Annotated in this window: 18 protein-coding genes and 1 tRNA gene; 11 read left to right on the top strand and 8 right to left on the bottom strand. The window is 67.4% G+C overall.

What is annotated here, in order from left to right:
• Positions 1-23 precede the first annotated feature (23 nt).
• Positions 24-1,424, bottom strand: a complete 1,401-nt coding sequence (locus tag AC5RWX_RS03740) for a macrolide 2'-phosphotransferase (protein WP_494096980.1) — start codon at positions 1,422-1,424, stop codon at positions 24-26.
• Positions 1,425-1,586: 162 nt separating this feature from the next.
• Here AC5RWX_RS03740 and nudC point away from each other — a divergent pair, with 162 nt between their 5' ends.
• Positions 1,587-2,534, top strand: a complete 948-nt coding sequence (nudC, locus tag AC5RWX_RS03735; RefSeq protein ID WP_494096979.1) for an NAD(+) diphosphatase — start codon at positions 1,587-1,589, stop codon at positions 2,532-2,534.
• On the top strand, positions 2,531-4,663 hold the full coding sequence (locus AC5RWX_RS03730) for an ATP-dependent DNA helicase UvrD2 (protein ID WP_494096978.1): 2,133 nt from the start codon (positions 2,531-2,533) through the stop codon (positions 4,661-4,663). The genes nudC and AC5RWX_RS03730 overlap by 4 nt, the downstream gene beginning before the upstream one ends.
• A gap of 35 nt (positions 4,664-4,698) precedes the next feature.
• On the opposite strand, the gene AC5RWX_RS03725 is transcribed toward AC5RWX_RS03730, so the two are convergent.
• The gene (locus AC5RWX_RS03725) at positions 4,699-5,772 is read right to left on the bottom strand and encodes a TOMM precursor leader peptide-binding protein (RefSeq protein WP_493943448.1); all 1,074 of its coding nucleotides are present in this window, start codon (positions 5,770-5,772) and stop codon (positions 4,699-4,701) included.
• Between the two features lie 151 nt (positions 5,773-5,923).
• Here AC5RWX_RS03725 and AC5RWX_RS03720 point away from each other — a divergent pair, with 151 nt between their 5' ends.
• Positions 5,924-6,586, top strand: coding sequence for a M48 metallopeptidase family protein (locus tag AC5RWX_RS03720; protein WP_494096977.1), 663 nt, complete (start codon positions 5,924-5,926; stop codon positions 6,584-6,586).
• Here AC5RWX_RS03720 and AC5RWX_RS03715 read toward each other — a convergent pair.
• Positions 6,583-8,016 (bottom strand): zinc-dependent metalloprotease, encoded by a 1,434-nt coding sequence (locus AC5RWX_RS03715; RefSeq protein ID WP_493956371.1) that lies wholly within the window; start codon positions 8,014-8,016, stop codon positions 6,583-6,585. The two genes, AC5RWX_RS03720 and AC5RWX_RS03715, sit on opposite strands and share 4 nt — an antisense overlap.
• Before the next feature lie 276 nt (positions 8,017-8,292).
• Here AC5RWX_RS03715 and AC5RWX_RS03710 point away from each other — a divergent pair, with 276 nt between their 5' ends.
• The 4 genes from AC5RWX_RS03710 (at position 8,293) to AC5RWX_RS03695 (ending at position 14,008) form a co-directional block, all read left to right on the top strand.
• The gene (locus tag AC5RWX_RS03710; protein ID WP_493956370.1) at positions 8,293-9,423 is read left to right on the top strand and encodes a YlbL family protein; all 1,131 of its coding nucleotides are present in this window, start codon (positions 8,293-8,295) and stop codon (positions 9,421-9,423) included.
• A gap of 192 nt (positions 9,424-9,615) precedes the next feature.
• On the top strand, positions 9,616-12,618 hold the full coding sequence (locus AC5RWX_RS03705; RefSeq protein WP_493943444.1) for a UPF0182 family membrane protein: 3,003 nt from the start codon (positions 9,616-9,618) through the stop codon (positions 12,616-12,618).
• Positions 12,619-12,663: 45 nt separating this feature from the next.
• Positions 12,664-12,737, top strand: a tRNA-Met gene (locus AC5RWX_RS03700).
• A 155-nt stretch (positions 12,738-12,892) separates the two neighbouring features.
• Positions 12,893-14,008 (top strand): hypothetical protein, encoded by a 1,116-nt coding sequence (locus AC5RWX_RS03695; protein WP_494096976.1) that lies wholly within the window; start codon positions 12,893-12,895, stop codon positions 14,006-14,008.
• 70 nt (positions 14,009-14,078) lie between these two features.
• On the opposite strand, the gene AC5RWX_RS03690 is transcribed toward AC5RWX_RS03695, so the two are convergent.
• Both AC5RWX_RS03690 and AC5RWX_RS03685 read right to left on the bottom strand, forming a co-directional pair.
• On the bottom strand, positions 14,079-14,846 hold the full coding sequence (locus tag AC5RWX_RS03690) for a PspA/IM30 family protein (protein WP_493938641.1): 768 nt from the start codon (positions 14,844-14,846) through the stop codon (positions 14,079-14,081).
• 75 nt (positions 14,847-14,921) lie between these two features.
• The gene (locus AC5RWX_RS03685) at positions 14,922-16,994 is read right to left on the bottom strand and encodes a TPM domain-containing protein (protein ID WP_494096975.1); all 2,073 of its coding nucleotides are present in this window, start codon (positions 16,992-16,994) and stop codon (positions 14,922-14,924) included.
• Between the two features lie 332 nt (positions 16,995-17,326).
• Between AC5RWX_RS03685 and AC5RWX_RS03680 the strand changes: the two genes are divergently transcribed.
• From AC5RWX_RS03680 to AC5RWX_RS03665, 4 genes are all read left to right on the top strand, one after another.
• Positions 17,327-18,838, top strand: coding sequence for a S1C family serine protease (locus AC5RWX_RS03680; RefSeq protein WP_493956367.1), 1,512 nt, complete (start codon positions 17,327-17,329; stop codon positions 18,836-18,838).
• A 151-nt stretch (positions 18,839-18,989) separates the two neighbouring features.
• A complete protein-coding gene (locus AC5RWX_RS03675) occupies positions 18,990-19,805 on the top strand; it encodes an electron transfer flavoprotein subunit beta/FixA family protein (protein ID WP_493938645.1) in 816 nt (271 codons plus the stop codon).
• Positions 19,806-19,838: 33 nt separating this feature from the next.
• Positions 19,839-20,783, top strand: coding sequence for an electron transfer flavoprotein subunit alpha/FixB family protein (locus tag AC5RWX_RS03670; RefSeq protein WP_494096974.1), 945 nt, complete (start codon positions 19,839-19,841; stop codon positions 20,781-20,783).
• Positions 20,784-20,806: 23 nt separating this feature from the next.
• A complete protein-coding gene (locus AC5RWX_RS03665; protein WP_494062360.1) occupies positions 20,807-21,535 on the top strand; it encodes a PIG-L deacetylase family protein in 729 nt (242 codons plus the stop codon).
• Positions 21,536-21,641: 106 nt separating this feature from the next.
• On the opposite strand, the gene AC5RWX_RS03660 is transcribed toward AC5RWX_RS03665, so the two are convergent.
• From AC5RWX_RS03660 to AC5RWX_RS03650, 3 genes are all read right to left on the bottom strand, one after another.
• Positions 21,642-22,226, bottom strand: a complete 585-nt coding sequence (locus AC5RWX_RS03660; protein ID WP_493938647.1) for an anti-sigma factor — start codon at positions 22,224-22,226, stop codon at positions 21,642-21,644.
• Positions 22,227-22,299: 73 nt separating this feature from the next.
• Positions 22,300-22,767: a tRNA (cytidine(34)-2'-O)-methyltransferase gene (locus tag AC5RWX_RS03655; RefSeq protein ID WP_493943437.1), complete on the bottom strand. Its 468-nt coding sequence runs from the start codon at positions 22,765-22,767 to the stop codon at positions 22,300-22,302.
• Between the two features lie 108 nt (positions 22,768-22,875).
• Positions 22,876-23,802, bottom strand: coding sequence for a J domain-containing protein (locus AC5RWX_RS03650; RefSeq protein WP_494096973.1), 927 nt, complete (start codon positions 23,800-23,802; stop codon positions 22,876-22,878).
• Between the last annotated feature and the right edge of the window lie 183 nt (positions 23,803-23,985).

Here is a 23,985-nt window from a genome sequence, read left to right as displayed (position 1 = left end):
GGTCTCGGCGACAGCGGCGTCGGTCACGGCTGGTTGATCACCGGCAACGCGGTGGTATCCACGGACGCAGGGCCGGTTCCCGGCGCGCCTGCTCCCTCCGCAAATTCCGTCCCGTCCGGACTGGTGCTCTCCGGACGGTCGCTCTCCTGGCTGCCCGGTGCCTGGCTAGCAGGCCGGCCGGTGGGCGCCGTCGACGCAGCGGAATCGGCTGCCGGATCTTCCACCGGGAGCAGGGTGACCTTCCGCTGGCCGGGACCGCTGGAGAGATGCACGCGGGGACTGTCCGTGTTGGTGGGACGCGTACCGTCCGCTGTGGAATCGGCGCCGGAACCGGATGCCTCGGCCTCGTCCGTAACGGCGTCCAGTGACTTGGCGTCCGCTGGCTTGCCAGCCCGTGCCTCTGCCGCCGGGCCGGCGGCGGTCTCCGGCTCCGGGGCGCCCGGCGCAGCCGCGGGAAGCGTCGGGGGAGCGGCGGGCGGCGGGGGAGCGGTGACACTGATCGGCTGGCCGCCGTGCTCTGCTACGTCCGATTCGAGTTCGTTCAGCATCTCCACGGCTTCATCGACCATGGTCTGATCGTTTGCTGCCAGTCCGCGGACCAGCCATTGCGCCAGAGCGAATTCAGCGGCCAGCGCTGCGCGGCGCATCAGGTGCGGGTCCACCGGATCCTTGCGGTACTTCCGGTAGGACTCCAGCACGACGTCGGCGAATGACTGCTCATGCACGGCCACCAGCCAGGCAAAGTCATCGGCCGGGTCGCCGATGCGCAGATCGGTCCAGCCGGTCACCGAGGAAACGCTGCCGTCATGGACCAGCAGGTTGTCTTCGTGCAGGTCACCGTGCACCACGCACGGGTTGAACTTCCACAGCGCCACGTCTTCCAGGGCGTGCTCCCAGCGGCGCAGCAGCGCGGGCGGGATCTTGCCGGTGGTGGCGGCCTGGTCCAGTTCGTTGAGCTTCCGCTGGCGGAATTGGTCGGCGGTGTAACTGGGCAGGTCGGCGGCGTCGACCATGGCCGCCGGAAGGTCGTGGATGCCGGCGGTTGTCCGTCCGATCGACACCGGTACGGAGGCACCCGACGCGACCAGCGCCTCCAGCGCGAAGGTGCTGCCGGGCACGTGGTTGTAGACAAACGTGCGCAGCTCGGACTGTTGGACGGTGCCGGCGACGGTGGGCACCTGGAAGGGCAGCTCTGCCCGGATGGCAGGGGAGAAGGCCCGGAGCACCAGCAACTCCGTTTCCAGTCGCATACTCGCTTCGGCGTGTTTCGGTGAACGCACCCGCCACCGCTTGCCGGCCGAATCGGTGAGCACGGCGGACTGGAAATCCGCTGCATCGTCTGGCAGACCGGCAACGCCCGTGGGCGCCAACCCGGGTACGGCCGCGCTGGCTATCGCCGCCAGCTCCAGAGGTGTCTTTCTCACGTAGTCCACCGTACGTGCATCCGGTACCGGCTGCCTGTCCACGGCCGCGGCGAGTCGCCGGAACGATGACGCTGGCGGCACCGGAACGCACCGCCGTCGTGCATTCCACAGCTGCCGCGGCCCGAATAACGGTCCGGGCTCCGCGGTGAGTACGGTAGATACATGAGTCTTAGCACCGCCTCCGCCGGGTTCCCGCCGCTGGGCCAGCTGATGCTGGCGCGCACCACCATGGACCGCGGCTGCGAACGGCGCAGCCATCCCGGCTTGCTGGATGGCATCTGGGGCGGCGACACCACCTATGTGATGCTCATCGCCGACGGCAAAACGCTGGTCCGCGGCGGCCGGATCGTGCTGCTCCCGAGCCGCGAACGGGCCGCCACCGAGTTGTCCATTTACCTTGGACGGGCGGTGGAAGGGGCGGATGTGCCGGTCGGCACGGACATCGTGCTGTCCGTGCTGCCTGAAGGCACGGAATTGGCGGAGTACGACGGCGAGTGGCTGAGCCTGCGCGATGTGGCAGGGCAGCTTTCGGCCCAAGACACCGGGCTGTTCGTTGAAGCCGCGGCCATTTCCAATTGGCACCTGGCGCACACGCACTGTCCGCGCTGCGGGCAGCGCACCGAGATCGAAGAAGGCGGCTGGGTTCGCCGCTGCCCCGCCGACGGCAGCCAACACTTCCCGCGCACCGACCCAGCGATCATCGTCTCGGTGATCGACGAGAACGACCGGCTGCTGTTGGGCCGCAACAGCGCGTGGCCAGCCAGCCGGTATTCCACCCTGGCCGGATTCGTTGAACCGGGAGAGTCGCTGGAGGCAGCAGTGGTTCGGGAGGTCGAGGAGGAATCCGGTGTGGTGGTGCATTCGCCCGCGTACCTCGGGTCCCAGCCTTGGCCGTTCCCGGCGTCGTTGATGATTGGCTTCACCGCGGTGGCGACAGACTCGGCGTCGGTGCCGGACGGTGTGGAGATCCTTGACACCCGCTGGTTCAGCAGGAAGGAACTGGCAGCGGCGTTGGCGGCCAACGAGGTCCAGGTGGCCGGCGACCTCTCCATTGCCCGGGCCATGATCGAGCACTGGTACGGCGGCGCTCTGCCGCAGGCCGGGCAATGAGCGCTTCGGTGGCCGCGCCCCGTCCGGAGGGCAGCCTCGAAGAGCAGATCCTGTCCGGGCTGGACGACGAACAGCGCCAGGTGGCCACGACCCTGGCCGGCCCGCTGTGCGTGCTCGCGGGAGCGGGCACCGGCAAGACGCGGGCGATCACGCACCGGATCGCCTACGGCGTGCATACCGGGGTGTATCAGCCGCAGCGCGTGTTGGCGGTCACGTTCACGGCCCGGGCGGCCGCCGAAATGCGCACGCGGCTGCGCGACCTGGGCGTCGGCGGGGTGCAGGCCCGCACGTTCCATGCCGCGGCGCTGCGCCAGCTGCAGTATTTCTGGCCGCAGGCGGTCGGTGGCTCGCTGCCCGGTTTGCTGGACCACAAGGCCAGCGTCATCGCCGAAGCGGCCCGGCGCCTGCGGCTGACCACCGACCGTGCTGCGATCCGTGACCTGGCCGCCGAAATCGAGTGGGCCAAGGTCTCCATGCTGACGCCGGAGAGCTATGTCCGCCGGGCGGCCGGTCGTGCAGCGCCGGCAGGCTACGACCTGACCACGGTGGCCCGGCTGTACCAGGCGTACGAGGACGTGAAGACGGACCGCAACATCATCGACTTCGAGGATGTCCTGCTGATCACCGTGGGGATCCTCCAGGAAGACCCGAAGGTCGCCGCCGCCGTGCGGGACCAGTACCGGCACTTCGTGGTGGATGAGTACCAGGACGTCTCGCCGCTGCAGCAGCGGATGCTGGACCTGTGGCTGGGGGACCGCGACGAACTGTGCGTGGTCGGAGACGCAAGCCAGACCATCTACTCTTTCACCGGTGCGAACTCGCGCCATCTGCTGGAGTTCACCAAACGCTTCCCCGGAGCCGATGTGGTGAAACTGGTGCGGGACTACCGTTCTTCACCCCAGGTGGTGCAGCTGGCCAACTCGCTGCTGGCCGCCCGCACCCGGCAGCCGTCCCGCGGCGGGGACAGCTGGCCGACGCCGCTGGAGCTGATCGCCCAGCGCCCGGCGGGACCCGAGCCGTCCTTCACCGAATGTGCCGACGACGAGGCGGAAGCGGCGCAGGTGGCCACGCGCATCCGCGGTCTGCTTGACGACGGGGTCGCCGCCGCCGAGATTGCCGTGCTCTTCCGGACCAATGGCCAGTCGCAGGCTTACGAACAGGCGCTGGCCAGTGCCGGCATCGGCTACCAACTGCGCGGCGGCGAGCGGTTCTTCCAGCGCCGGGAGGTCCGCGACGCGATCCTGCAGCTGCGCGCCTCGTCCCGCGCCGCGGGAACCGAGCCCGTGCCGCAATTGGTCCGCGATGTGCTGGCTAACCTGGGCTACACCCGCGAAGCGCCGCAGGCCGGCGGGGCAGTGCGTGAACGCTGGGAATCATTGGCCGCGCTGGTGGGGTTGGCCGAGGAGCTGGACGCCGCCCGCGGTTCGGCAGCCGGCGGCGTGTTCACCATGCAGGATTTCGTCGCCGAGCTGGATGAACGCGCAGCGGCACAGCACGCGCCCACAGTCCAGGGCGTCACCCTGGCTTCGCTGCACTCGGCCAAGGGCCTGGAATGGGACGCGGTCTTCTTGGTCGGACTGAGCGAGGGACTGATGCCCATCTCCTTCGCCGACACTGATGAAGCAGTGGATGAAGAACGCCGCCTGCTCTATGTGGGCATCACCCGTGCCCGCCAGCATCTGGCACTCTCCTGGTCGCTGGCACGGACTCCGGGCGGCCGCGCCAACCGCAAGCCCTCCCGGTTCCTGGATGGATTGAGGCCGGCCTCGTCATCATCGGTGCGGAGCGTGTCCGGCCAGCGCCCGGCACGCCGCAAGCAGGCCGCGCCGGCGGTCTGCCGGGTATGCGGAACGTTGCTGAACAGCGGGGCGGAGCGCAAGGTCGGCCGGTGTCACAACTGTCCTCCCACCTACGAGGAGTCGACGTTCGAGGCGCTGCGCGAGTGGCGCAAGGACACCGCCAGCAATGCGTCGATGCCGGCCTTCGTGATCTTCACCGACGCCACGCTGGTGGCGATCGCCGAGGCCAGGCCGCAGTCGCTGCCCGAGCTGTCCAAGCTGGCCGGCGTGGGACCCGCGAAACTGGAGCGCTACGGCGAGGACGTGCTGCGGATCCTGGCCGCGAACTGAGTCCGTCGGCAGGGTTCTGCAGCCACGGACCGGTGTCAGGACGCCGCAGCCAGCACGCAGCCGCAGTCCGGATGCGGCGGATAGGGGTGCCGGGAAACGCTGCCGTCGCCGCTTTCAAGCTTGAGCACGGCGGAAAAGCTGCCAGGTTGGTTTCGTCCGTCCAAAAACAGCAGGGCCTGGATGGCGGCCAAACCGGCGGCGGCTACCGACTGCGATACCTCGTCGGCCGGAGTCCGGGAAGCCGCTTTGCCCGGCGTGCCGGTCAGCCGGGCGACGACCTCCGGCCACGTCGGATCGGCATCCGCCCGATGTAGCTCCACACAGCCAAGGCAACTGGTCTGGCCGGGGACCACCAGTGGCCCGATCAGGGTGTCGTGCTCACGGACCAGGACGCTCAGGTGCGGGTGGCCCCGGCTCATCAGCGCCGCCGCGACCCGCGGGTCCGCCACATCGCGGTCGAGGTAGATGGCCAAGTTGAGCGCCCGTGGAAAGATGCCGGCAGCCCCTTGCTCCGCGGTCGTTCCCGGCAAGAGGTGGCAGGCGACCGTCGGATCGATCTGGCGGGCCGCGCGCCGGACAGCCTGTCCCCGGGTGAGGCCGATGTCGGTGATCCGGAAGGCGCCCGAGCCAACGTCCGCCGGGCTCACCACGGCCGGATCCTCCAGCAGGAGGGTGCCGACGCCGGCGGCGGTCAGGGCGGTGGCCAACGCTGCACCGGTGCGCCCCAGCCCGATGATCTGCACCACGCAGCGGCTCCGCGCGGCCAGCGACCCCTCGCTGTCCGCCGAGTAGACCGCAGACCAGTGGCGCGCGTCCGGGGCCAGCCGGTCCGCGCGCAAGCCGGACAAACGTTCCCCGCCGGAATCCGGCACCAGCACGGGCGCCAGCGCTGCCAGCAGCAAAGCGGCCCGTTCGACATCCAGCCCGCAACCCGTGCGCACCGCGTCCAGCTCGGAGGATTCGAACCCCTGACGCAGACGGCGCAGGAACTGCCGGTCCGATTCCCCGGTTCCTTCGATCACCAGCCCGCCGGCCCCCAGGCCGAACTGCACGGTACCCGCAGCGAATTCGACCATGCGCAGGCCGGGATTGAGTTTCAGCTGAGCCATGGCCGCCTCCTTGCCGTTTGCCCGGGACCGGGATCGAGCTGGTAATCCATGCTGGCATGCCGCCGGCCGGTGCCCGAAGGTTATCCACAGAAAACGGGGCAGCGCCGATGGGTGGATGCGGGCGGTCGGAGCCACCCGGTAACCTCAACGCATGTCCCGAGCAGAACAGACGCAGAAATCCCGCGGTTCAGCGGCACCGTCGCGGCCGGTGCCGCTGGTGGCAGGCACCGGAGAGCGCGTGCCGTTGACCACAGCCAGCGGTGCCCCCGTGGTGGTCAAACGCTCCGCGCGCCGCCGCCGGACGGTCTCGGCCGCGTGGCGGGACGGGGCTGCCGTGATCTCCATTCCCGGCCACTTCACGCAGGCGCAGGAACAGGAGTGGGTGCGGCGGATGCTGGCCAAGCTCGAAACCCGCAGCGCACGTCCGGCAGGCCGCACGGCTACCAACGACACCGAGCTGGCCCGGCGCGCGGCCGAGCTGTCGGAGCGCTACTTGGCAGGCGATGCGGTGCCGGAAAGCATCCGCTGGGTGTCCAACCAGAACGACCGCTGGGGATCGGCAACACCGGCCCGAGGCACCATCCGCATTTCCGACAAGATCAAAGAGATGCCCGCCTGGGTGGTGGACTATGTGATCCTGCACGAGCTGGCGCATCTGCTGGAGGCTGGGCACGGGCCGCGTTTCTGGCGGCTGCTGCAGCCCTACCCGCAGCTGGAACGGGCCAAGGCCTTCCTCTCAGGTGCGGCCTTTGCCATGGGACGCGGCCTGCAGGACGACGACGCGGTGGACGGAGCCAACGAAAGCGACGGCTAGCTGCGGTCTCCGTTTCCGGAGTCGTCCGGACCGCCCTCTGCTGAACCGTTGTCGTCCCCGTCGGGGCTTCCGTCCGGTTCCGGGGAACTGCCCTCGTCCGGCTGCCCATCGAATCCGCCGCTCAAGAGTTTCTGCAGCGCCTCATCGACTTCGGCCTCGGAGGCGTCGAGCAGTTTCCGGCGGGCGCTGAAGCCAGCCGGATCGTCCAGGTCCTCGGGCGTGGGCAACAAGTCCGGGTGGTTCCAGACGTCGTCGCGCCCCTCGATCCCGCGTTCCTCTTTCAGCGCCGCCCAGAGGGCCGCAGCATCGCGCAACCGGCGAGGCCGCAGTTCCAAGCCGACCAAGGCAGCGAACGCGTGCTCAGCCGGGCCCCCGGTAGCGCGGCGCCTCCGGACCGTTTCGCGCAGCGCCGGGGCGGACGGCAGGTTGGCCGCGGCGCTGGCGGTGAGTTCATCCACCCAGCCCTCGACCAACGCGAGGGCTGTTTCCAGCTTGATCAGCGCGGCATCCTGCTCCGGGGTGCGCTGCGGCATGAAGACACCCTGCGAGAGCGCCTGCTGCATGGATTCGGGGTTGCTGGGGTCGATATTGCGGGCCACTTCTTCGATCCGCCCCATATCGATGTGGATGCCGCGCGCATAGCTTTCGATCGCACCCAGCAGATAGCCGGACAGCCAGGGCACGTGCGTGAACAACCTGGTGTGTGCCGCCTCGCGGATGGCCAGGAAGAGCAGTACGTCCTGCGCAGGAATGTCCAGGCCTTCACCAAAGGACTTGACGTTGGCCGGCAGCAACGCCATCTTTCCCTCCACCAGCGGAACGCCGATGTCGCTGGAACTGACCACGTCCTTGGCCAGGGCGCCGACAGCCTGGCCCAATTGCATGCCGAACATCGCGCCGCCCAGGTTCTGCAGCATGGAATGCGCCCCGCCGAGCATCTGCTTCATCTCTTCCGGTACCTGCTCGGTGAGCGCAGAGGTCAGCGCGAACGCGATGCTGTTGGCAACCGGTTCCGTCAGCCGCTTCCAGGTGGGCAACGTCGCCTCGACCCATTCAGCTCGGGACCATGCGCGGCCGATGACACCCGTACCGGGAATTGTTGTGGCGGGGTCGAGCCACATCTCGGCCAGGCGGAGCGCTTCGTCAATAGCCCGGGTCTGCTGCGCGGACACCGACGGGTCGCTGTCCGAAGCCGCCACCTTGCGGGCATTTTCATGCGCCAGTTTCCAGTTGACGGGCCCTTCGGATGGGGCGTTCATCATGGCCTGGACCTGCTGGAACATCTGGGCCAGGGCGTTGGGGTCGGAGGGCAGTCCTGCGGCCTTCGCCATGGCCGCGGGATCTATGTCCCCTGCCTGACCGCCGAAAAGCCGCGCGAACATCTCCGACAGCGGATCCTGCGCGTCGTCATCTGGCTGCTTGGGGGTCATCACTACCACCGGTCCTCGAGGGGTTGGAACGGGCACGGGCCGCAGCGGCTGCCGGGGAGGCGGCGGGGGACTGTGCCCGGGGTGTTGCGTCACTCCCACGTTACCGGCAGCCGGGATTCCTTGTCGCGCCGGAGGTCATGCAGTTCGCTCTAGGCCGAGCAAGCCTGGCACCGCCAATGCCAGGCCGACGGCGTACGCTAGAGCAGGCGCCACCAGCGCCACGAGGCGGCAGTACCGTCTGCGTCGACCCGAAGAGCTGCAGAGGGAAAACATCAGGTGACACAGTCCACCAGCAACGGCACTGAGCCCGGCGCATCCGGCTGGGCGGGCGGCGGTGCAGGCCCGCAGCCGGCGCCGCGGCCCAAGGACCGCAGGGGGCCGGTCATGGCGGCCGCTGCAGTCGTGGCCGTTGTGGCCGGGGCGGTAGGACTGGCGCTGCCGGCGGGATACGTCATCGAAACGCCGGGTCCGGCGATCAACACCATCGGCGAGGTCTCCGGAACGCCGCTCATCGAGGTTCCGGACCACCAGACGTATAAAACTTCCGGCGCCCTGGACCTCACAACGGTGTACGTGGAGGGCGGACCCAACTCGCACGTCAACATGCTGCAGGTCCTGGCCGCCTGGGTGAACCCGCAGCGCAGCGTCGCTCCCACCGACCTGGTCTATCCGCCGAACGTGACGCAAAGCGATATTCAACAGCAGAACGCTGCGTTAATGGCGTCGTCGCAGGAGTCTTCAGTCGCGGCAGCTTTGACTCAGCTGGATGTGAAGTACTCGCAGACGCTGTCGGTGGCCGACTTCACTCCGGACGCCGCGGCAGCCGGGAAGCTGGAGTCGCGGGACACCATACGGACGGTCAACGGCCGGCCGGTCACCGGCATCGACGTGCTGCGCGAGGAGCTCAATGCCAGTGAGGGTGCCCCGGTGGAATTGGGCATTACCCGCGACGGTCGGCAGGAAACCGTTGATGTCGCTCCCAAGGCCAACGACGACGGCGTCTACCAGTTGGGGGTCCTGCTGGGGACTGAATTCGACTTCCCGTTCAAGGTGAAGATCCAACTGGACAACGTGGGCGGCCCCAGCGCCGGCATGATGTTTGCGCTGGGCATCATCGACACCCTGACCCCAGGGGAGATGACCGGCGGCAAGCACTTCGCCGGGACCGGCACCATCGACGCCGAGGGCACCGTCGGACCGATCGGCGGCATCCGGCAGAAATTGCTGGGCGCGGCAGAAGCCGGGGCTACCGTGTTCCTGGCACCGGAGGCCAACTGCGCTGAGGTTGCCGGCCATGTTCCCGACGGCCTGCAGGTGGTTTCGGTGGCTACCTTGGACGACGCCGTCCACGCCGTGACGCTGGTCGGCGAAGGCGGGGACGCCTCATCCTTGCCTGCCTGCGGCTGATTCGTTTCAGCTGGGGGGTCACATTCAGGCAACAGTAAAGGGCTGGCCGCGGCAGCGGTTCGCCCGCGCCGGTGCTGACAAGGCAGAATGGGGCAGGAACCCTCCGAGACGTCCGTTCGTGGTACTAGGGGGTGTTTCCCCGGCAGCGGCGGGTTCGTCGCGACGCTAAACACGCAAATAACGAGGTAACGAGTGACGTTCGGACAAGACCGGTCCTACGGGGACCGGCCAACACCGCCCAGCAATCCTGGCAAGAAGCGCTCCGCACTGGTACCCACCCTGATTGTGGTGGCTGTTCTGGTGGTCGGCTTCGTCTTCTTCTCCCAGATCTACGCAGACATCCTCTGGTACAACCAGTTGGGCTACCTGGAAGTCTTTCTCAAAGAAAACGGCACCCGGATCGCCATCTTCCTGATTGCCTTCCTGGTCATGGGCCTTGCCGTCTACTTCAGCCTCCGGGTGGCTTACCGGTCGCGCCCGGTGTACGCGCCGGACAGCTCACTGCAGGACAATCTGAACCGGTACCAGCAGCAGCTGGAACCGGTGCGCCGCCTATTGATGATCGGCATCCCGGTGGTCCTCGCCGGTTTCGCCGGCACCGCCGCCGCGACGGCATGGCAAACCGTGCTGCTGTTCTTCAACCAGCAGCCGTTCGGCCAGGCCGATCCGCAGTTCGGCCTGGACTACAGCTTCTACATGAACACGCTGCCGTTCCTGGGTTTCATCAACGGCTTCTTGATCAGCGTGGTGCTGATCGCCGGCATTGCCGGGCTGCTCACCCACTACCTCTACGGTGGCATCCGGCTGGAGGACAAGGGGTTTTTTGCCTCGACGGCTGCCAAAATCCACGTGGCAGTTTTCGCCGCGCTCTTCCTGATCCTGCAGGGCATCAACTACTGGCTGGACCGATACGCCACCGTGCAGTCCGACGCCGGGAAGTGGACCGGGGCGCTGTACACGGACGTCCATGCGGTGATTCCCACCAAGGCCATCTTGGCCGTCGCCGCCATCCTGGTGGCCATCCTGTTCATCGTTTCCGCGTTCGTCGGACGCTGGCGCCTGCCGATCGTCGGCACCGCGATGCTCATCGTGACGGCGATTCTGGCTGGCGGCGTCTACCCGTGGATCGTGCAGCGTTTCCAGGTGGAACCCAACGAACAGAAGGTCGAAGCCGACTACATTCAACGCAATATCGCGCTGACTCAACTGGCCTATGGGCTGGACAAGATTGAGTCCACCAACTACAAGGCAACGTTGGAGGCTGAAGCCGGTGCGCTCCGCAAGGATGCGGAAACCACGGCGAACATTCGCCTGCTGGACCCGAACCTGGTCTCCGATGCGTTTGCCCAGTTGGAACAGTTCCGGCAGTACTACCAGTTCGATAAGACCCTCAACGTGGACCGCTACAAGATCGACGGCGAGGTGCAGGACACCGTCATCGCCGTCCGTGAGCTGAATACCGCGGGCGTGCCGGCCGGCTGGGTCAACGAGCACCTGCTCTACACGCACGGCTACGGTGTGGTGGCAGCCGCCGGCTCCAGGGTCGAACCCGACGGGAAACCCTCCTTCCTGCTCTCCGGCATCCCGACCCAGGGTAAGCTGGCCAACGATTCCAGCTATGAGCCGAGGATCTATTTCGGCGAAAAGTCGCCGGACTATTCGATTGTGGGCGCACCCAAGGGCAGCAACCCGATCGAGATCGACAGGCCGCAGAGCGCCAACGCCGAAACGGACACCCGGAATACTTTCGACGGCGACGGCGGTCCGCGCATCGGAAACTGGTTCAACCGCTTGGTTTACGCCTTGAAGTTCCAGTCCACCGACCTGATGGTTTCCGATGCCGTCAACTCCGAGTCCCAGATCCTCTACGACCGCAACCCCCGCGAACGTGTCGAGAAGGTGGCCCCCTACCTGACCGTGGACGGCAACGCCTATCCGGCGATCGTGGACGGCAGGGTGAAATGGATCGTCGACGCGTACACCACCAGCAAGGCTTTCCCGTACTCGACGCCGCAGCAGCTGGAATCAGCAACGACCGACTCGACCACCAGGGAAGGGGCCACTGTCGCCCTGCCCGCCGAGGACGTCAACTACATCCGCAACTCCGTCAAGGCAACCGTCGACGCCTACGATGGCTCGGTGGACTTGTACGCCTGGGATGACCACGACCCGCTGCTCAAGGCTTGGGAGAAAGTCTTCCCGACCACGATCAAGCCGTACAGCGAAATGTCGGCCGACCTGATGGCCCACGTTCGCTACCCCGAGGACCTCTTCAAGGTGCAGCGTGAACTGCTCACCCGCTACCACGTGACCGACGTCGGCCAGTTCTACGAGAACTCGGACGCGTGGAGCGTCCCCGCAGACCCGACCTTGGGCGAGGGTTCGTCGGTGAAGCAGCCGCCGTATTACCTGTCGCTGAGGATGCCCAACCAGGACCAGGCCTCGTTCTCCTTGACCACTCCGTTCATTCCGTTCACGCCGCCGGGCCAGCCGGCCCGGAACGTGTTGTACGGGTTCCTGTCCGTCAACGCCGATGCCGGTACCGGTAAGGCTGGAGAGAAGGCGGAAGACTACGGCACCATGCGGCTGCTCGAAATGCCGCGGGACATCACGGTGCCAGGTCCCGGCCAGGCACAGAACCTGTTCAACTCGGACACCGAAGTGTCGCAGGCGCTGAACCTGCTGCGCCAGGGTGCGTCCGAAGTGATCAACGGCAACTTGCTCAGCCTCCCGGTCGGCGGCGGCATGTTGTACGTGCAGCCGGTCTACGTCCAGTCCTCGGGCGCCTCCTCCTACCCGATCCTGCGCCGCGTGCTGGTCAGCTTCGGCGAGTCAGTGGGCTTTGCTCCGACGCTCTCCGAAGCATTGGACCAGGTCTTCCAAGGCGATTCGGGTGCCACCACCGGCGACCAAGGCAACGTCGGTGAGACACCGTCAACGCCGGCGGCTCCGACCACGACCACGTCCGAGGAAAAGCTGCAGACAGCGCTGCAGACGGCCCGTACGGCAATCCAGGACGGACAAGCAGCGTTGGCCAAGGGTGACTTCGCAGCCTACGGCGAAGCGCAGAAGCGCTTGCAGAAGGCGCTCCAGGATGCGATCGACGCCGAAGGGGCCATCTCCGGAGCCGCCCCAGATGGCGGCGCCGGCGGCTCCACCGCGCAGCCGTCTCCGCAGGCAACCGAGGGCAAATGACCGATTTGCTTCACCATCCCGCGGCCGGTAATGTATTCACTGCGCCGCGGGGTGGAGCAGTTCGGTAGCTCGCTGGGCTCATAACCCAGAGGTCAGAGGTTCAAATCCTCTCCCCGCAACGACAGGTGAAAGCCCCGTCCGATGTCACATCGGGCGGGGCTTTTGCGTGCCCGGCCCACTGCGCGGAACCCAGGCTGGCACGGCGTGGAACACGGGCGGATAGAATGGTTTCACCCGTTTCCGATTTTCCCCTGGAAAGATCGCTGTTTATCCCATGCTTGAATCAGTGCCCAGCTATGCCCTCGCCGCCGGAGTAGCAGCCTTATTCAATCCATGCAGCCTGCTGTTCTTACCGGTATGGCTTGCCATGGTCGCCGCCCGAGCTTCAGGCATCCCAACGTCAGCAGGCCTGCGCTGGTCTGCCGCCGCGGCATTGGCCTTGACCGGCGGCTACGCTGCCTCGTTCTCGGTGGCGCTGTTGGCCACCGGCGGCCAGGCGTCCGCGGCTGCTGCCTTGGCTTATGTCTCCGCCGGGACAGGGATGCTGATCGTGCTGCTGGCATCCTTCCTGGTCGCCGGCGGCCGTGTGCCGCTGTTGCAAGCAGCGTCACCGCTTGGCGGGATAAGCATCCGGCTCGGCGGCCTCGTAGCCGCCGGGGCCGTGACCGGACTGGCTTCGCTGGCCCCGCAACTTCCGGAACTGCTGGCGGAAATGGAAGGAGAGCGGGGAGCCGGTGTGGGAGCCGCCGGGGTGGAAATCGCCGCGTACCTCCTCGGCCTGGTCGCCGGGTTCGGCCTTCTCTGTGCCGCCGCGTCGTGGCTGGGGGGTGCTGCCGGGCGGCGATGGCCCGCCGGTGGAACCGTGGTGCACAAGGCGCAAGGGTACCTGCTCCTGCTCGCCGGGCTGGGCACGGCCTACTACGCCTTCTTCGCCGCGCGGGACGCCTCAGGGACCAAGGTCGAAGACCGCCTGATCGACGCCGCCCACGGGGTCCACGGGTTGCTGATAGACGTGTTGGAGGCCTTCCCGGTGTGGCTGATCCCGGCTGCCTATGCAGCGCTGACAGGCTGGCTCCTGCTGCGTAAGCCGCGGCCCAGAAGCGAAGAAGAGTCATCGAGCGGCACCGCTGCTGCTGTCCCGGTCGCTGCAGCGTCGTCAGCCGCAAGGCCTGCGCCGGGGTCCTCGGTGCGCCCTCGCCGTCGTCCGCTGCCGCAGCGGGACGGGGGAGAGGCAGTGTTGCGGGAGCCGAAGACCGGCCCGCTGGAGACAGAGTTGCACCGGCCGCGGCATTTCAATCCGCAGGCGCTCCGCCGCGCCCGGGAGGTCCCGGACCGACCGGGGCGCGGCGCAAGCCACCGCTTCCTTCAGGCCGTGAAGCCTCGCCGCTAAACGACAGGGCTCCGGCCGCACCTTCGCCAGGTGCGGCCGGAGCCCTTCAATGTGCCTCAGGCGGTTGGGGTCAGTAGGTTTCCGAGGTCGCTTCCTTGCCGGCCTCCAGTGAGGAGGGCGCGGTGCTGCTGCCGGCCTTCAGGGCGGCCAGCCTTGCCTCCACTTCGGTTTGTTCGCCGAGGTCTTCCAGGCTTTCGAACTGGGCATCCAGGCTGGAGGCAGCAAGTTCGGCCTGGCCGCGGACCCTCGCTTCTTCGCGGCGGATCTTTTCCTCGAAGCGGCCGACTTCGCTGGTGGGATCCAAAACGTCGATGCTCTTGATGGCGTCGTGCACCTGTGTCTGGGCCTGCACGGTCTTGGAACGGGCAATCAGTTCGTCGCGCTTGTTCTGCAACTCATTGAGCTTGCCCTTCATCTGGTTGAGGCCCTGCTTGAGCTTTTCGACGATCTCGGTCTGTGACGCGATGGTCGGCTCGGCGCCCTTGGCTTCGTTCTCGGAGGAAATCTGCCGCTGGATCGCTACCTTGGCGAGGTTGTCGAATTTTTCGGCATCGGCCGGCTGTCCCGAGGCACGGTATTCGTCGGCCTTCCGGCTGGCGGCCAATGCCTTGTTGCCCCAACTGCTGGCGTTCTCAAGGTCCTGGTTGTAGTCGTCCTGCAGCATCCGCAGGTTGCCGATGGTCTGTGCGACGGCGCTTTCGGCTTCGGCGATGTTGTTCGTGTAGTCGCGGACCATCTGGTCCAGCATTTTCTGCGGGTCCTCGGCCTGATCGATGAGAGAGTTGATGTTCGCTTTGGCCAGTTGTGCGATGCGGCCGAAAATGGAGTGCTTTACCACGGTGATGCCTTTCGATCTGGGTTACTCGAACTGTTTGCCTTCTGGGCAGCCGGTCGGCTGCCCAGCCTGTCTGGTCTAGAAGCTGCCGCCGGCCCCGTCTCCGCCACCGAAGCCGCCGCCAAAGCCGCCGCCGAAACCGCCGCCGTCGCCGAATCCACCGAATCCGCCGCCGCCGAAAACGTCACCTCCTCCGCCGCCGAAGAACCCGCCGCTGCCGTGCGAGCCGTGGCCGCCGTGCAGGATGGAATCGATCAGGATGCCGCCGAGGATGGCTCCGCCCAATCCGCCACCCCGGCCACCGAACATCCCTCCGCCGCCGAAGCCGCCCATGCCGCCGAAGCCGTCCACGTCCTGTTGGGCCATCTGGCTGGCCTGCTGGGCCAGGGCATTGGCCTGCCGGGCGTAATTGAGGGCCTGCTCCGGATCGGAGTCCGCGATCGCCAGCGCATGGTCGAGATTCCGTTCGGCCTCGGCCAGCCGCGTTCGGGCTTCACTGCGGACCCCGCCGCGTCGGGCTTGGATGTAATCGGAGGTGCCGGAGATCTGGGCCTGCGCCGACATGATGGCGTGCTGCAGGGCCTCCCGGGCACGCCGGTTGCGGTCCTGGCTGTCCCGGATGCCCGAGAGCGAGGCATCCAGCGGCGCCATGGCCTGCTCGAGCCGCTGCGCCATCATGATCGGATCAATGCGTCCACCGGCGACCTGCTGCTGAACCGAGGACAGGGCTGCCTCCAGGCCGGCCACCGGCCCGGCGAGCTCAGGATGCTGCCCGGTCGCCAGGATGGCTTTGGCCTGGGCGATGTCCTGGGCGGCATCGGCGACGGTCCGCTCCATGCCGGTGCGGGCGTCGTCGAGGTCCTTGGCTGTCTTGGCGATGGCCTCCAGCAGGATGTTGGCCTGGTGCAGGCTTTCCTCGGCGGCACGCACAGCGATCACGGCCGCGCTGCGGTCTCCCTCGTCCAGCTTGGCCTGGGCGGTGGTGGCTGCGTTCTCGACGAAATCCAGCCGTTCTCCGGCCTGGTCGATGTTGTCTGTGACCTGTTGGAGCGCACTGTCGGCATAGCGGGCACGGAGCTCCTCCAGCCGCGCCGTGCCGTCGTCCAGCCGGCCGCGGGTTTCCTGCGCAGCAGCGCGTGCCTGCGCAAGTGCCTGCGGTGCGGTCTTTTCCAGCTCCCGCAGTGCGTCGAAGTCTTCCTTGTGTGCCTGCAAGGAATCATTGACTGCTTCACAACGGCGGATGATGTCCCCCAGCCAGGCCCGCTGCTCCTCTTCGGTGTCTGGAATATGGTCGTCCAGCTGCTGCTGCAGCTTGAAGGACTCCATCATGTGGGACTTTGCCGCGGTGATGTCCTCGCGGAACGGCTGGACTGCTTCATCGCCGTACTGTGCCATCGCGAAGCCCAGTTCCTGCTCGCTGGATTTGATGGCGTCGTCCGCGGCCACCAGCAGGCTTCCGGCCTTCTTCCGCAGGTCCGCCACGGACATGGCGTCATGCGGGTCGATCGGACGGCCGTCCGCGCCGGCCACCAGTTGCGGCTGTCGGCGGTGGTCCTTCTTCCGCTTGGACCGGGAGTACAGCAGGGCCGCACCGCCGCCCAGCACCAGCACGGCGCCGATCAGCAGCACCGGGGCCAGCGAGACACCGCCGCCACCGGATTTGACCGATCCGGTGCCGCCGGTGGCAGCGTCCTTGACCGCAGCCACCGTGGTGAGGGCTGCGTCCGCCCACTGCTCTTGGCCCAACAGTGGCCCGATGGACTGGGCGATCTCCTGGTCGTGCCGCTTGGCGGGATTGCCGCGCGCAGATTCAAAAAGATATTGGCGGCTGTCCACGGCAACGGTCAGGATGCTGTCCACGGAGCCGAATGAGTTCAATCTGGCGGTGCCATCCAGCCACTGTTGGGGGGCCGTCGGGTCGGTAAACTCGTCGACGTACACAATGTAGACGCTCAAGCCTTCGGACTGCTGCAATTCACGCACGGCGTCCTCGACTTCGCCCGTGCGGGCACCCAGCACACCGGCCTGGTCCACCACAAACTCACCTGGCGGAAAGTCGACCGGAGGCACAGCGTACGCCAGTGCAGCGGGCGCAAGGAAGACTGCGGTCAGGCCGGCTATGGCCGCCAGACGCCTGAACGGTGAACGCATAAAGGTCCCTTCGGCAAACACAAACTGGGGCCGTGGTGCCCCGGCTCGTCAGCATGGTTCCGCCCCGAACGGGGCGGCTCCGCCATTGTGATTCTATGGTCCTGTATTAAGCGCAGTCCACCGACGCCCTCCGCCTGCGGCGAACGCGGCAGCCGCCGATGCACCAAAACCAAGGGCTTCAGGCTGCACTCCACCGGTAGGTGGCGCCCTGCGACGCGGCGGGCGCCGCTGTCGTACGCATCCGGCTGCTTCCCAGACACCTTTCAGGAAACGTTCGACGTTATCCCAGCGATGCCGTGCATAGTGGACTGCAGACCAAGAAAGGACCTGCCATGACTGAGAAGAACCAGGAACCGGAGCAGCGGCCGGCGCGGCCAGTACCGCCGCAGCCGCAGAACCCGCCGGCGTTCGGAGCCGGGGAGCAGCGGTCCGCTGCCAACGACACCGAGCAGATCGGTTCGACGGCACCTGATGCAGGCCGGCAGGTCCCGGCACAGGAACAGACGCAGGCGGCCCCGACGCTTCAATACGGCCAGTACTCGCCGGGTACTTTTGGCCAGTACGGCCACGGCCAAGACACGTCATCCGGCCACGGCGGCTACGGCAGCCACGGCTACGGGACAACTCCCGGCTATGGCGGCGGGCAGCAGGCCGCGGTCAGCACCAAGAAGCGTTTCGGCACCGGGACGCTGATTGCCGGCATGCTGCTTGCGGGTCTGGCCGGTGGCGGCGTGGCAGTGGGGTCGCAGGCACTGGTCGATGGTTCTGCCGGCACCTCGATGACCGGCAGCGCGCCCAAGCAATTGATCGTGAACAACACCGACTCGGTCAACGAAATCACCGCGGCCGCGGCCAAAGCCTCGCCGAGCGTCGTGACGATCTCGGTGGCCAGCGGCAATACCGGCGGTTCCGGATCCGGCATCATCCTGGATACCGAGGGCCATATCCTCACCAACACGCATGTGGTGACGCTGGGCGGCCAGACGTCCAACCCCGACGTCGAGGTACGCACCAGCGACGGCAACGTGCACAAGGCCAAGGTGGTGGGCACCGACCCGCTTTCGGACCTGGCCGTGATCAAGATCAACGCCGAAGGCCTCACGCCGGCGGCGTTCGGCGACTCCGGGAAACTGAACGTCGGCGACACCACCATCGCCATCGGCGCGCCGCTGGGCCTGGCGGGCACAGTCACGGACGGGATCGTGTCCACGCTGAGCCGGACCATCAGCGTCTCCTCCTCGGCGGTTCCGGAAAATTCCGGCGACAGCGCCCAGCCCAGCCCGGGCGACCAGTTCAACTTCCAGTTCCCAGGCGAGAAGCAGTCTGCAAACCAGGGCAGTATCTTCCTGAACGTGATCCAGACCGACGCAGCCATTAACCACGGCAACTCCGGCGGCGCACTGGTGAACACGAAGGGCGAGGTCATCGGCGTCAACGTGGCCATCGCGTCCGCCAGCCAGGACAGCGGCAGCATCGGCGTCGGCTTCGCCATTCCCAGCAACTACGCACAGCGGGTTGCCCAGGAGTTGATCCAGGACGGGTCCGCCAGCCACGGCATGCTCGGCGTCTCGGTCACCGCCAAGGCCTCCGGAAACTCCTCCGGCAACACGCAGTTCTCGGTCGGCGCCGACGTGGTCGAAGTGGTGAAGGGTTCGCCAGCGGAGAAGGCCGGGCTGCAGAAGGGCGATGTCATCACCGGAGTGGAAAACCGTGTCATCGGGGACAGCCAGTCCTTGACCGCCGCTATCCGTGAACATGCCGCCGGCAGCACCGTGCAGGTCACCTATCTCCGCGGTGGCGAGACCCATACCGCCGACGTGACCCTGGGCGAAGGCAAAGCCTGACCTCTCCAGTTCCGCGACGTACCTGCGGCCCTGCCACTGACGGCAGGGCCGCAAGTGTTTACCGACGCGGCGTTCCCGGTAAGGTTAGGGTGTTTGCAGCGACCCGCAACACCCGCGCGGGCCGTGGACGGCGGAAGGAAGTTCAGCGAGGATGCAAAAAGCAGCAGGCACAGCCTTGAACATCGTGGTGCTGGTCAAATATGTACCGGACGCCCAGTTCGACCGCCACCTGACCGGCGATCCGGCGACGGTGGACCGGTCCGAGAGCATCCTGTCCGAGCTGGACGAATACGCCATTGAATCCGCCCTGCAGTTGGCGGAGGAGCGCGGCGGGCCGAAGGCGGGCAACCGGATCATTGCGCTGACCATGGGCCCGGCAGCAGCAGCCACTGCAGTGAAGAAAGCCCTGCAGATCGGCGCCACCGAAGGCCTGCATGTGAACGACGACGCGCTGGCCGGCTCCGACGCCACCGGAACCTCACTGGTCCTCGCTGCGGCCATCCGCAGCCTCGGCGACATCGACCTGGTGCTCACCGGCATGGCGTCCACCGACGGCGAGACCTCGCTGGTTCCGGCGCAGCTGGCCGAACGCCTGGGCCTGCCGCAGCTGACCTTTGCCGCCAGCCTGGAAGTGGACGGAACCACGGTCCGTGCCCGCCGCGACGGGGACACCCATGCCGACAGCCTCGAAGCCGAACTTCCGGCGCTGGTGTCCGTCACCGACCAGATCAACGAACCGCGCTACCCGAACTTCAAGGGCATCATCGCGGCCAAGAAAAAGACGGTCGCCACCGTGACGCTGGCGGATCTGGGCATCCAGCCCTCCGAGGTCGGCACCGCCGGCGCCTGGACAGCCGTCCGGACGGCTGAAGCGCGCCCGCCGAGATCGCAGGGAACCATCATCAACGATGAGGGCGACGCCGGCATCCGCCTGGTGGACTTCCTGGCCGCCCAAAACCTGCTCTAGTCCGCCACGGAAACCGCGAAGGATACCGGCACCATGCCTACAATTCTTGTCTTCATCGATCATCCGGGCCCTGCCCTGCACAAGGCCCAGCTGGAACTGCTCACGCTGGCGCGCAGCATTGGCGAGCCGGTCGGAGCGTTCAACGGGGACCTTACCGACGCCGTCCGGACCGCGCTCGGCGAATACGGCGTCGGCACCATCTACCGGCCGTCCACGGACCTGGACGGTGCCTTGGTGGCACCGAAGGCCGCGTTTGTGGCCGCTGCCGCCCGCGAGGCCAACCCGGCAGCCGTGCTGCTTCCCAATACGTTCGAAGGCAAGGAAATTGCCGCCCGAACCGGGATCAAGTTGGATTCCGGCGTGATCACCGACGCCATCGGCGTCTCGGCCGACCTGACCGTGACCAAGAGCGTGCTCGCCGGTGCCTACATGGTGCAGGCACAGGTTGGCAGAGGGACGCCGATCATCACCGTGAAGGCCAACGCCGTCACCGAGGCGCCCGCGGCCGCGGCAGCGGTGCCGGAGGTGGCAACGGTGGACGCCGGGGACTTCGGTCCTGCGGCCCGCATCACCCACCGCGCGGAGAAAGCAGCAAGCGGCCGACCAGCGCTGACCGAGGCCCGCGTGGTGGTGGCCGGCGGCCGCGGCACCGGCGGAGACTTCTCCCCGATCGAGGACCTGGCCGATGCCTTGGGCGGCGCGGTGGGCGCATCCCGGGCCGCCACCGACGCCGGCTGGATCGAGCACTCGGCCCAGGTGGGCCAGACCGGCCAGACCGTCTCGCCGCAGCTGTATGTCTCCGCCGGGATCTCCGGCGCCATTCAGCAGAAGGCCGGCATGCAGACGGCCAAGGTGATTGTGGCAGTCAACAACGACGCAGACTCCCCGGTCTTCGAGATTGCCGACTTCGGCATTGTTGGCGACCTGGCTGAAGTGCTGCCACAGGCCGCCGCCGAGATCCGACGGCGGAAGGGCTAGCCGCGGTGACTGCTGCGGAGTTCATGCCAGCACGGGTCCTCGTTTTCGCTGCACATCCGGACGACCTGGACTTTGGTGCGGCAGGCACCATCGCCCGCTGGACAGCCGCGGGCGTGCAGGTGAGCTACTGCATCATGACCGACGGCGACGCCGGCGGCTTCGACGACGACCAGCGGGCCGACATCGTGGAACTGCGGGCGGCCGAGCAGGCGAAGGCAGCCGCATTGGCCGGCGTAACGGACCTGCATTTCCTGCACCAGCCCGACGGCTATCTGGAACCCAGCCACGACGTGATCCGGCAGACGGTGGCGTTGATGCGGCAGATCCGTCCCGACATCGTACTGTCCATGCACCCGGAGCGGGCCTGGGACCGGATCCAAAAGAGCCACCCGGACCACTTGGCCTGCGGTGAGATCGTGACCCGTGCGATCTACCCGGCGGTGGAGAACCCGTACGCCTATCCGGAACTGCTTGAGGCAGGGCTGGCAGCCTACAAGGTGCCCTATCTGTGGTTCTACGGCGGCCCCCGGGAACGGGAGAACCACTTCGTGGACATCACAGACTGGGTCGACACCAAACTGGCAGCCATCCGGATCCACGCAAGCCAGCACCCGGACCTGGCCGCCATGGACGCCCGTGTGCGGCAGAACCTGGCGGAGAACGGCGCGCGCGGCGGCCTCCCCGCAGGCCGCAGCGCGGAGGCTTTTCACGTGGTGGGAATCAACACGCCGGAGACCATCGCCGGATTCTGAGGCAGCGCGGGCTGGCCGGCCGACCGCGGGCCTGCGCCGCCCGGGGCCCTGCACCGCCGAGGGCACTGCGCCGCCGGAGGGCGGCGCAGGATCCTGACGGCGGCAGCTAGCCTGCCGGGGTGGGAATGACGACGGCGAACGGCAGGGTGGGGGACTCGGCCCCGCCAGGTGCCTCAACCGAGACGGCCAGTTCGCGTGAGGTGGAGATGCCGTCGATGACCACCGGGTTGCCGGCGGTGATGTCCGCGGCATCAATCGTGCCGGCCGACACCGGTGCGGAGCCGTCCAGCGGCACCCGCCAGACCTGGTAGGTGCGCCCCTCGGACGCCGCGACGTCGTTGAAGGTCAGGACAGCAGCGTTCTTGCCCAGCGAGACCGAGGCGTCCACGGTGCCGCCGCCTTCGAATTCCTGCTGGCTGGTGACGACGTCGGGAGCGCCGGTGACGTCCTTATCGGAGGTTCCGCCGAGGGCTCCGGCCACCGCGATAACCCCGATAATCACCACGATGGCAGCCAGCGCCAACAAGAGCCACTTGGTCACCGGCGGCATCGGCCGCCGCACGTCCTCGTCAGTTCCGCCGGTCAACTGGTCGGCGTGCAGCACGGAATGGTCCGCATCCGCTGCTGCGTAGTCGTTCCCCTCAGAGTTCTCAGGGCTGGCCAGGCGATCAGATGGCTGTGGCGTATCCATAGGGTGCCAGTCTATCGGTCCCCGAGCGGGGCAGCTTCTCCGCCGCCGACACGCTGCTTTTTCCTAGCCCGCGCTACAGCTTCGCCCCGGCAAAGCCGTGCTGCCGCCAGGCTTCATAGACGGCGATAGAAGCCGAGTTGGCCAGGTTCAGCGACCGCAGCGACGGCAGCATGGGCAGGCGCAGGCGGGCCGTCACGTGGGCATCCTGCTTGACCGCATCCGGCAGCCCGACGGACTCGGGGCCGAACATCAGCACGTCGCCGGGAACGTAGGAGACGTCCGTGTAGGAGGTCTCGCCGTCGGACGTGAAAGCGAAGACCCGTTCCGGCTGCAGGGCTTGCCAGGCCGCCTCCAGATCGGCGTGGACGTGGACCACGGCCAGGTCGTGGTAGTCCAAGCCGGCACGGCGGAGTTTGGAGTCTTCGAAATTAAAACCCAGCGGTTCAACCAGGTGCAGTTCGGCTCCGGTGACCGCGGCCAGCCGGATGGCGTTGCCGGTATTGCCGGGGATTTCGGGCGTGTAGAAGAGGATGCGGAACACGGACTCCATCCTAAGCGCGCCGGCGCGCCGTCCCTGACCGGCCTGGGCCGTCCCGGACCGGCCTGCACCGTCCTGCGCCGTTCCGCGCTGAGGGAACCCCGGCGCCGGTCAGCTGTGCATGCCGGCCAGCAGCCGGGCGAGCGAGGGGACATGGACCGTGTTCGGTGCCGGCCCGGAGGAGAGGAACTGCTTGACTTCGCGCACCAGCCGGGCAGCGTTGACCACGTGCACCGGCGCCAGGCCGTCGGGATCGTACCCGCGCGTGTAGTCGATCACTGGTTCGTGCAGATTCCCATCGGCGGAATGGATTACAATCCAGCCGGTGACATTCAGCTCCGGGAACAGCTCCTGCATCCGCCGCACCGCCGGTGCCAGCCGCGGCAGTTCCACCACCCGGCCGTCCTTGTGCAAGGTCCACCCGTCCCAGCGGAAGTTACCCCGCGGCAGCAGCATCGAATCAATCAGCGCCAACCGGTAGCCGGCCAGCAGCGCATGGTCAATGAAGCCGTTGTCGGCCGGTGAGTGCAGGCCGTTGACCAGCCGCGCGGACGGAATGGCGGGCAATATCTGCCGGCTGATCAGTTGCACGCTCAGCGCCTCGCGGCGCAATCTGGCGCCGGCGCCGAAGATTCCGCGCTTGCGCGGGACGCCGTGGATTCGCTGGCGGGCAATGTTCTCCGCCAGACCGGTGGAGGCCTCGGCGGAGCCATAGTCGGGAACATAGACCGGTGCGTCCGACGCCGAGGGGCCGCGCTGTCCGGGTGCCCGCCGGGGCGCCGCGGACGCCGCGAAGGACTCGGCGCTGTCGGTCCGCGCGGCCGGGGACGTCGCAGCACCGTAGGACCGGTCATAGCGGGACCGGGTCTGCGGGTTGCTCAGTACTTGATAGGCCAGGCTCACGCGGCGGAACTCGGCGGGGTCCCCGCCGTGGTCCGGGTGAGTAGCGCGTGCGGCCCTGCGGTATGCAGCCTTGATCTGCTGTGGGGTGGCATTGACCGGCAGCCCCAAGGCATCGTAGTGGGATGGGGGAGTCACCGGCCGCCTCTCTATAGGGTCTGGGGGTCCTGCGCGAAGCCCAGTGTAACCGCCGGGAACCGATCGCCGTCGCCAGCAATCTGCAGGCCGCGTCACCGGCGGCTGGCGGGGACGGAATGGTTCACTGAGCTGTCAACGCGCTGGCGGGCACGCAGGTTCCGCCGGGCCTTGCGCCCGGCGGGG

The sequence above is a fragment of the Arthrobacter sp. SPT-J7 genome (assembly GCF_059089965.1).
Note: the sequence above shows the minus strand (reverse complement) of the source record. Positions and strands in the feature narration are given on the sequence as shown.

Coding starts and splice junctions, on each gene's coding strand:
- AC5RWX_RS03695 (WP_494096976.1), top strand. CDS start 12,893: ATGCTTGAATCAGTGCCCAGCTATGCCCTCGCCGCCGGAGTAGCAGCC.
- AC5RWX_RS03720 (WP_494096977.1), top strand. CDS start 5,924: ATGTCCCGAGCAGAACAGACGCAGAAATCCCGCGGTTCAGCGGCACCG.
- AC5RWX_RS03680 (WP_493956367.1), top strand. CDS start 17,327: ATGACTGAGAAGAACCAGGAACCGGAGCAGCGGCCGGCGCGGCCAGTA.
- AC5RWX_RS03715 (WP_493956371.1), bottom strand. CDS start 8,016: ATGACCCCCAAGCAGCCAGATGACGACGCGCAGGATCCGCTGTCGGAG.
- AC5RWX_RS03725 (WP_493943448.1), bottom strand. CDS start 5,772: ATGGCTCAGCTGAAACTCAATCCCGGCCTGCGCATGGTCGAATTCGCT.
- AC5RWX_RS03665 (WP_494062360.1), top strand. CDS start 20,807: ATGCCAGCACGGGTCCTCGTTTTCGCTGCACATCCGGACGACCTGGAC.
- AC5RWX_RS03670 (WP_494096974.1), top strand. CDS start 19,839: ATGCCTACAATTCTTGTCTTCATCGATCATCCGGGCCCTGCCCTGCAC.
- AC5RWX_RS03730 (WP_494096978.1), top strand. CDS start 2,531: ATGAGCGCTTCGGTGGCCGCGCCCCGTCCGGAGGGCAGCCTCGAAGAG.
- nudC (WP_494096979.1), top strand. CDS start 1,587: ATGAGTCTTAGCACCGCCTCCGCCGGGTTCCCGCCGCTGGGCCAGCTG.
- AC5RWX_RS03675 (WP_493938645.1), top strand. CDS start 18,990: ATGCAAAAAGCAGCAGGCACAGCCTTGAACATCGTGGTGCTGGTCAAA.
- AC5RWX_RS03660 (WP_493938647.1), bottom strand. CDS start 22,226: ATGGATACGCCACAGCCATCTGATCGCCTGGCCAGCCCTGAGAACTCT.
- AC5RWX_RS03685 (WP_494096975.1), bottom strand. CDS start 16,994: ATGCGTTCACCGTTCAGGCGTCTGGCGGCCATAGCCGGCCTGACCGCA.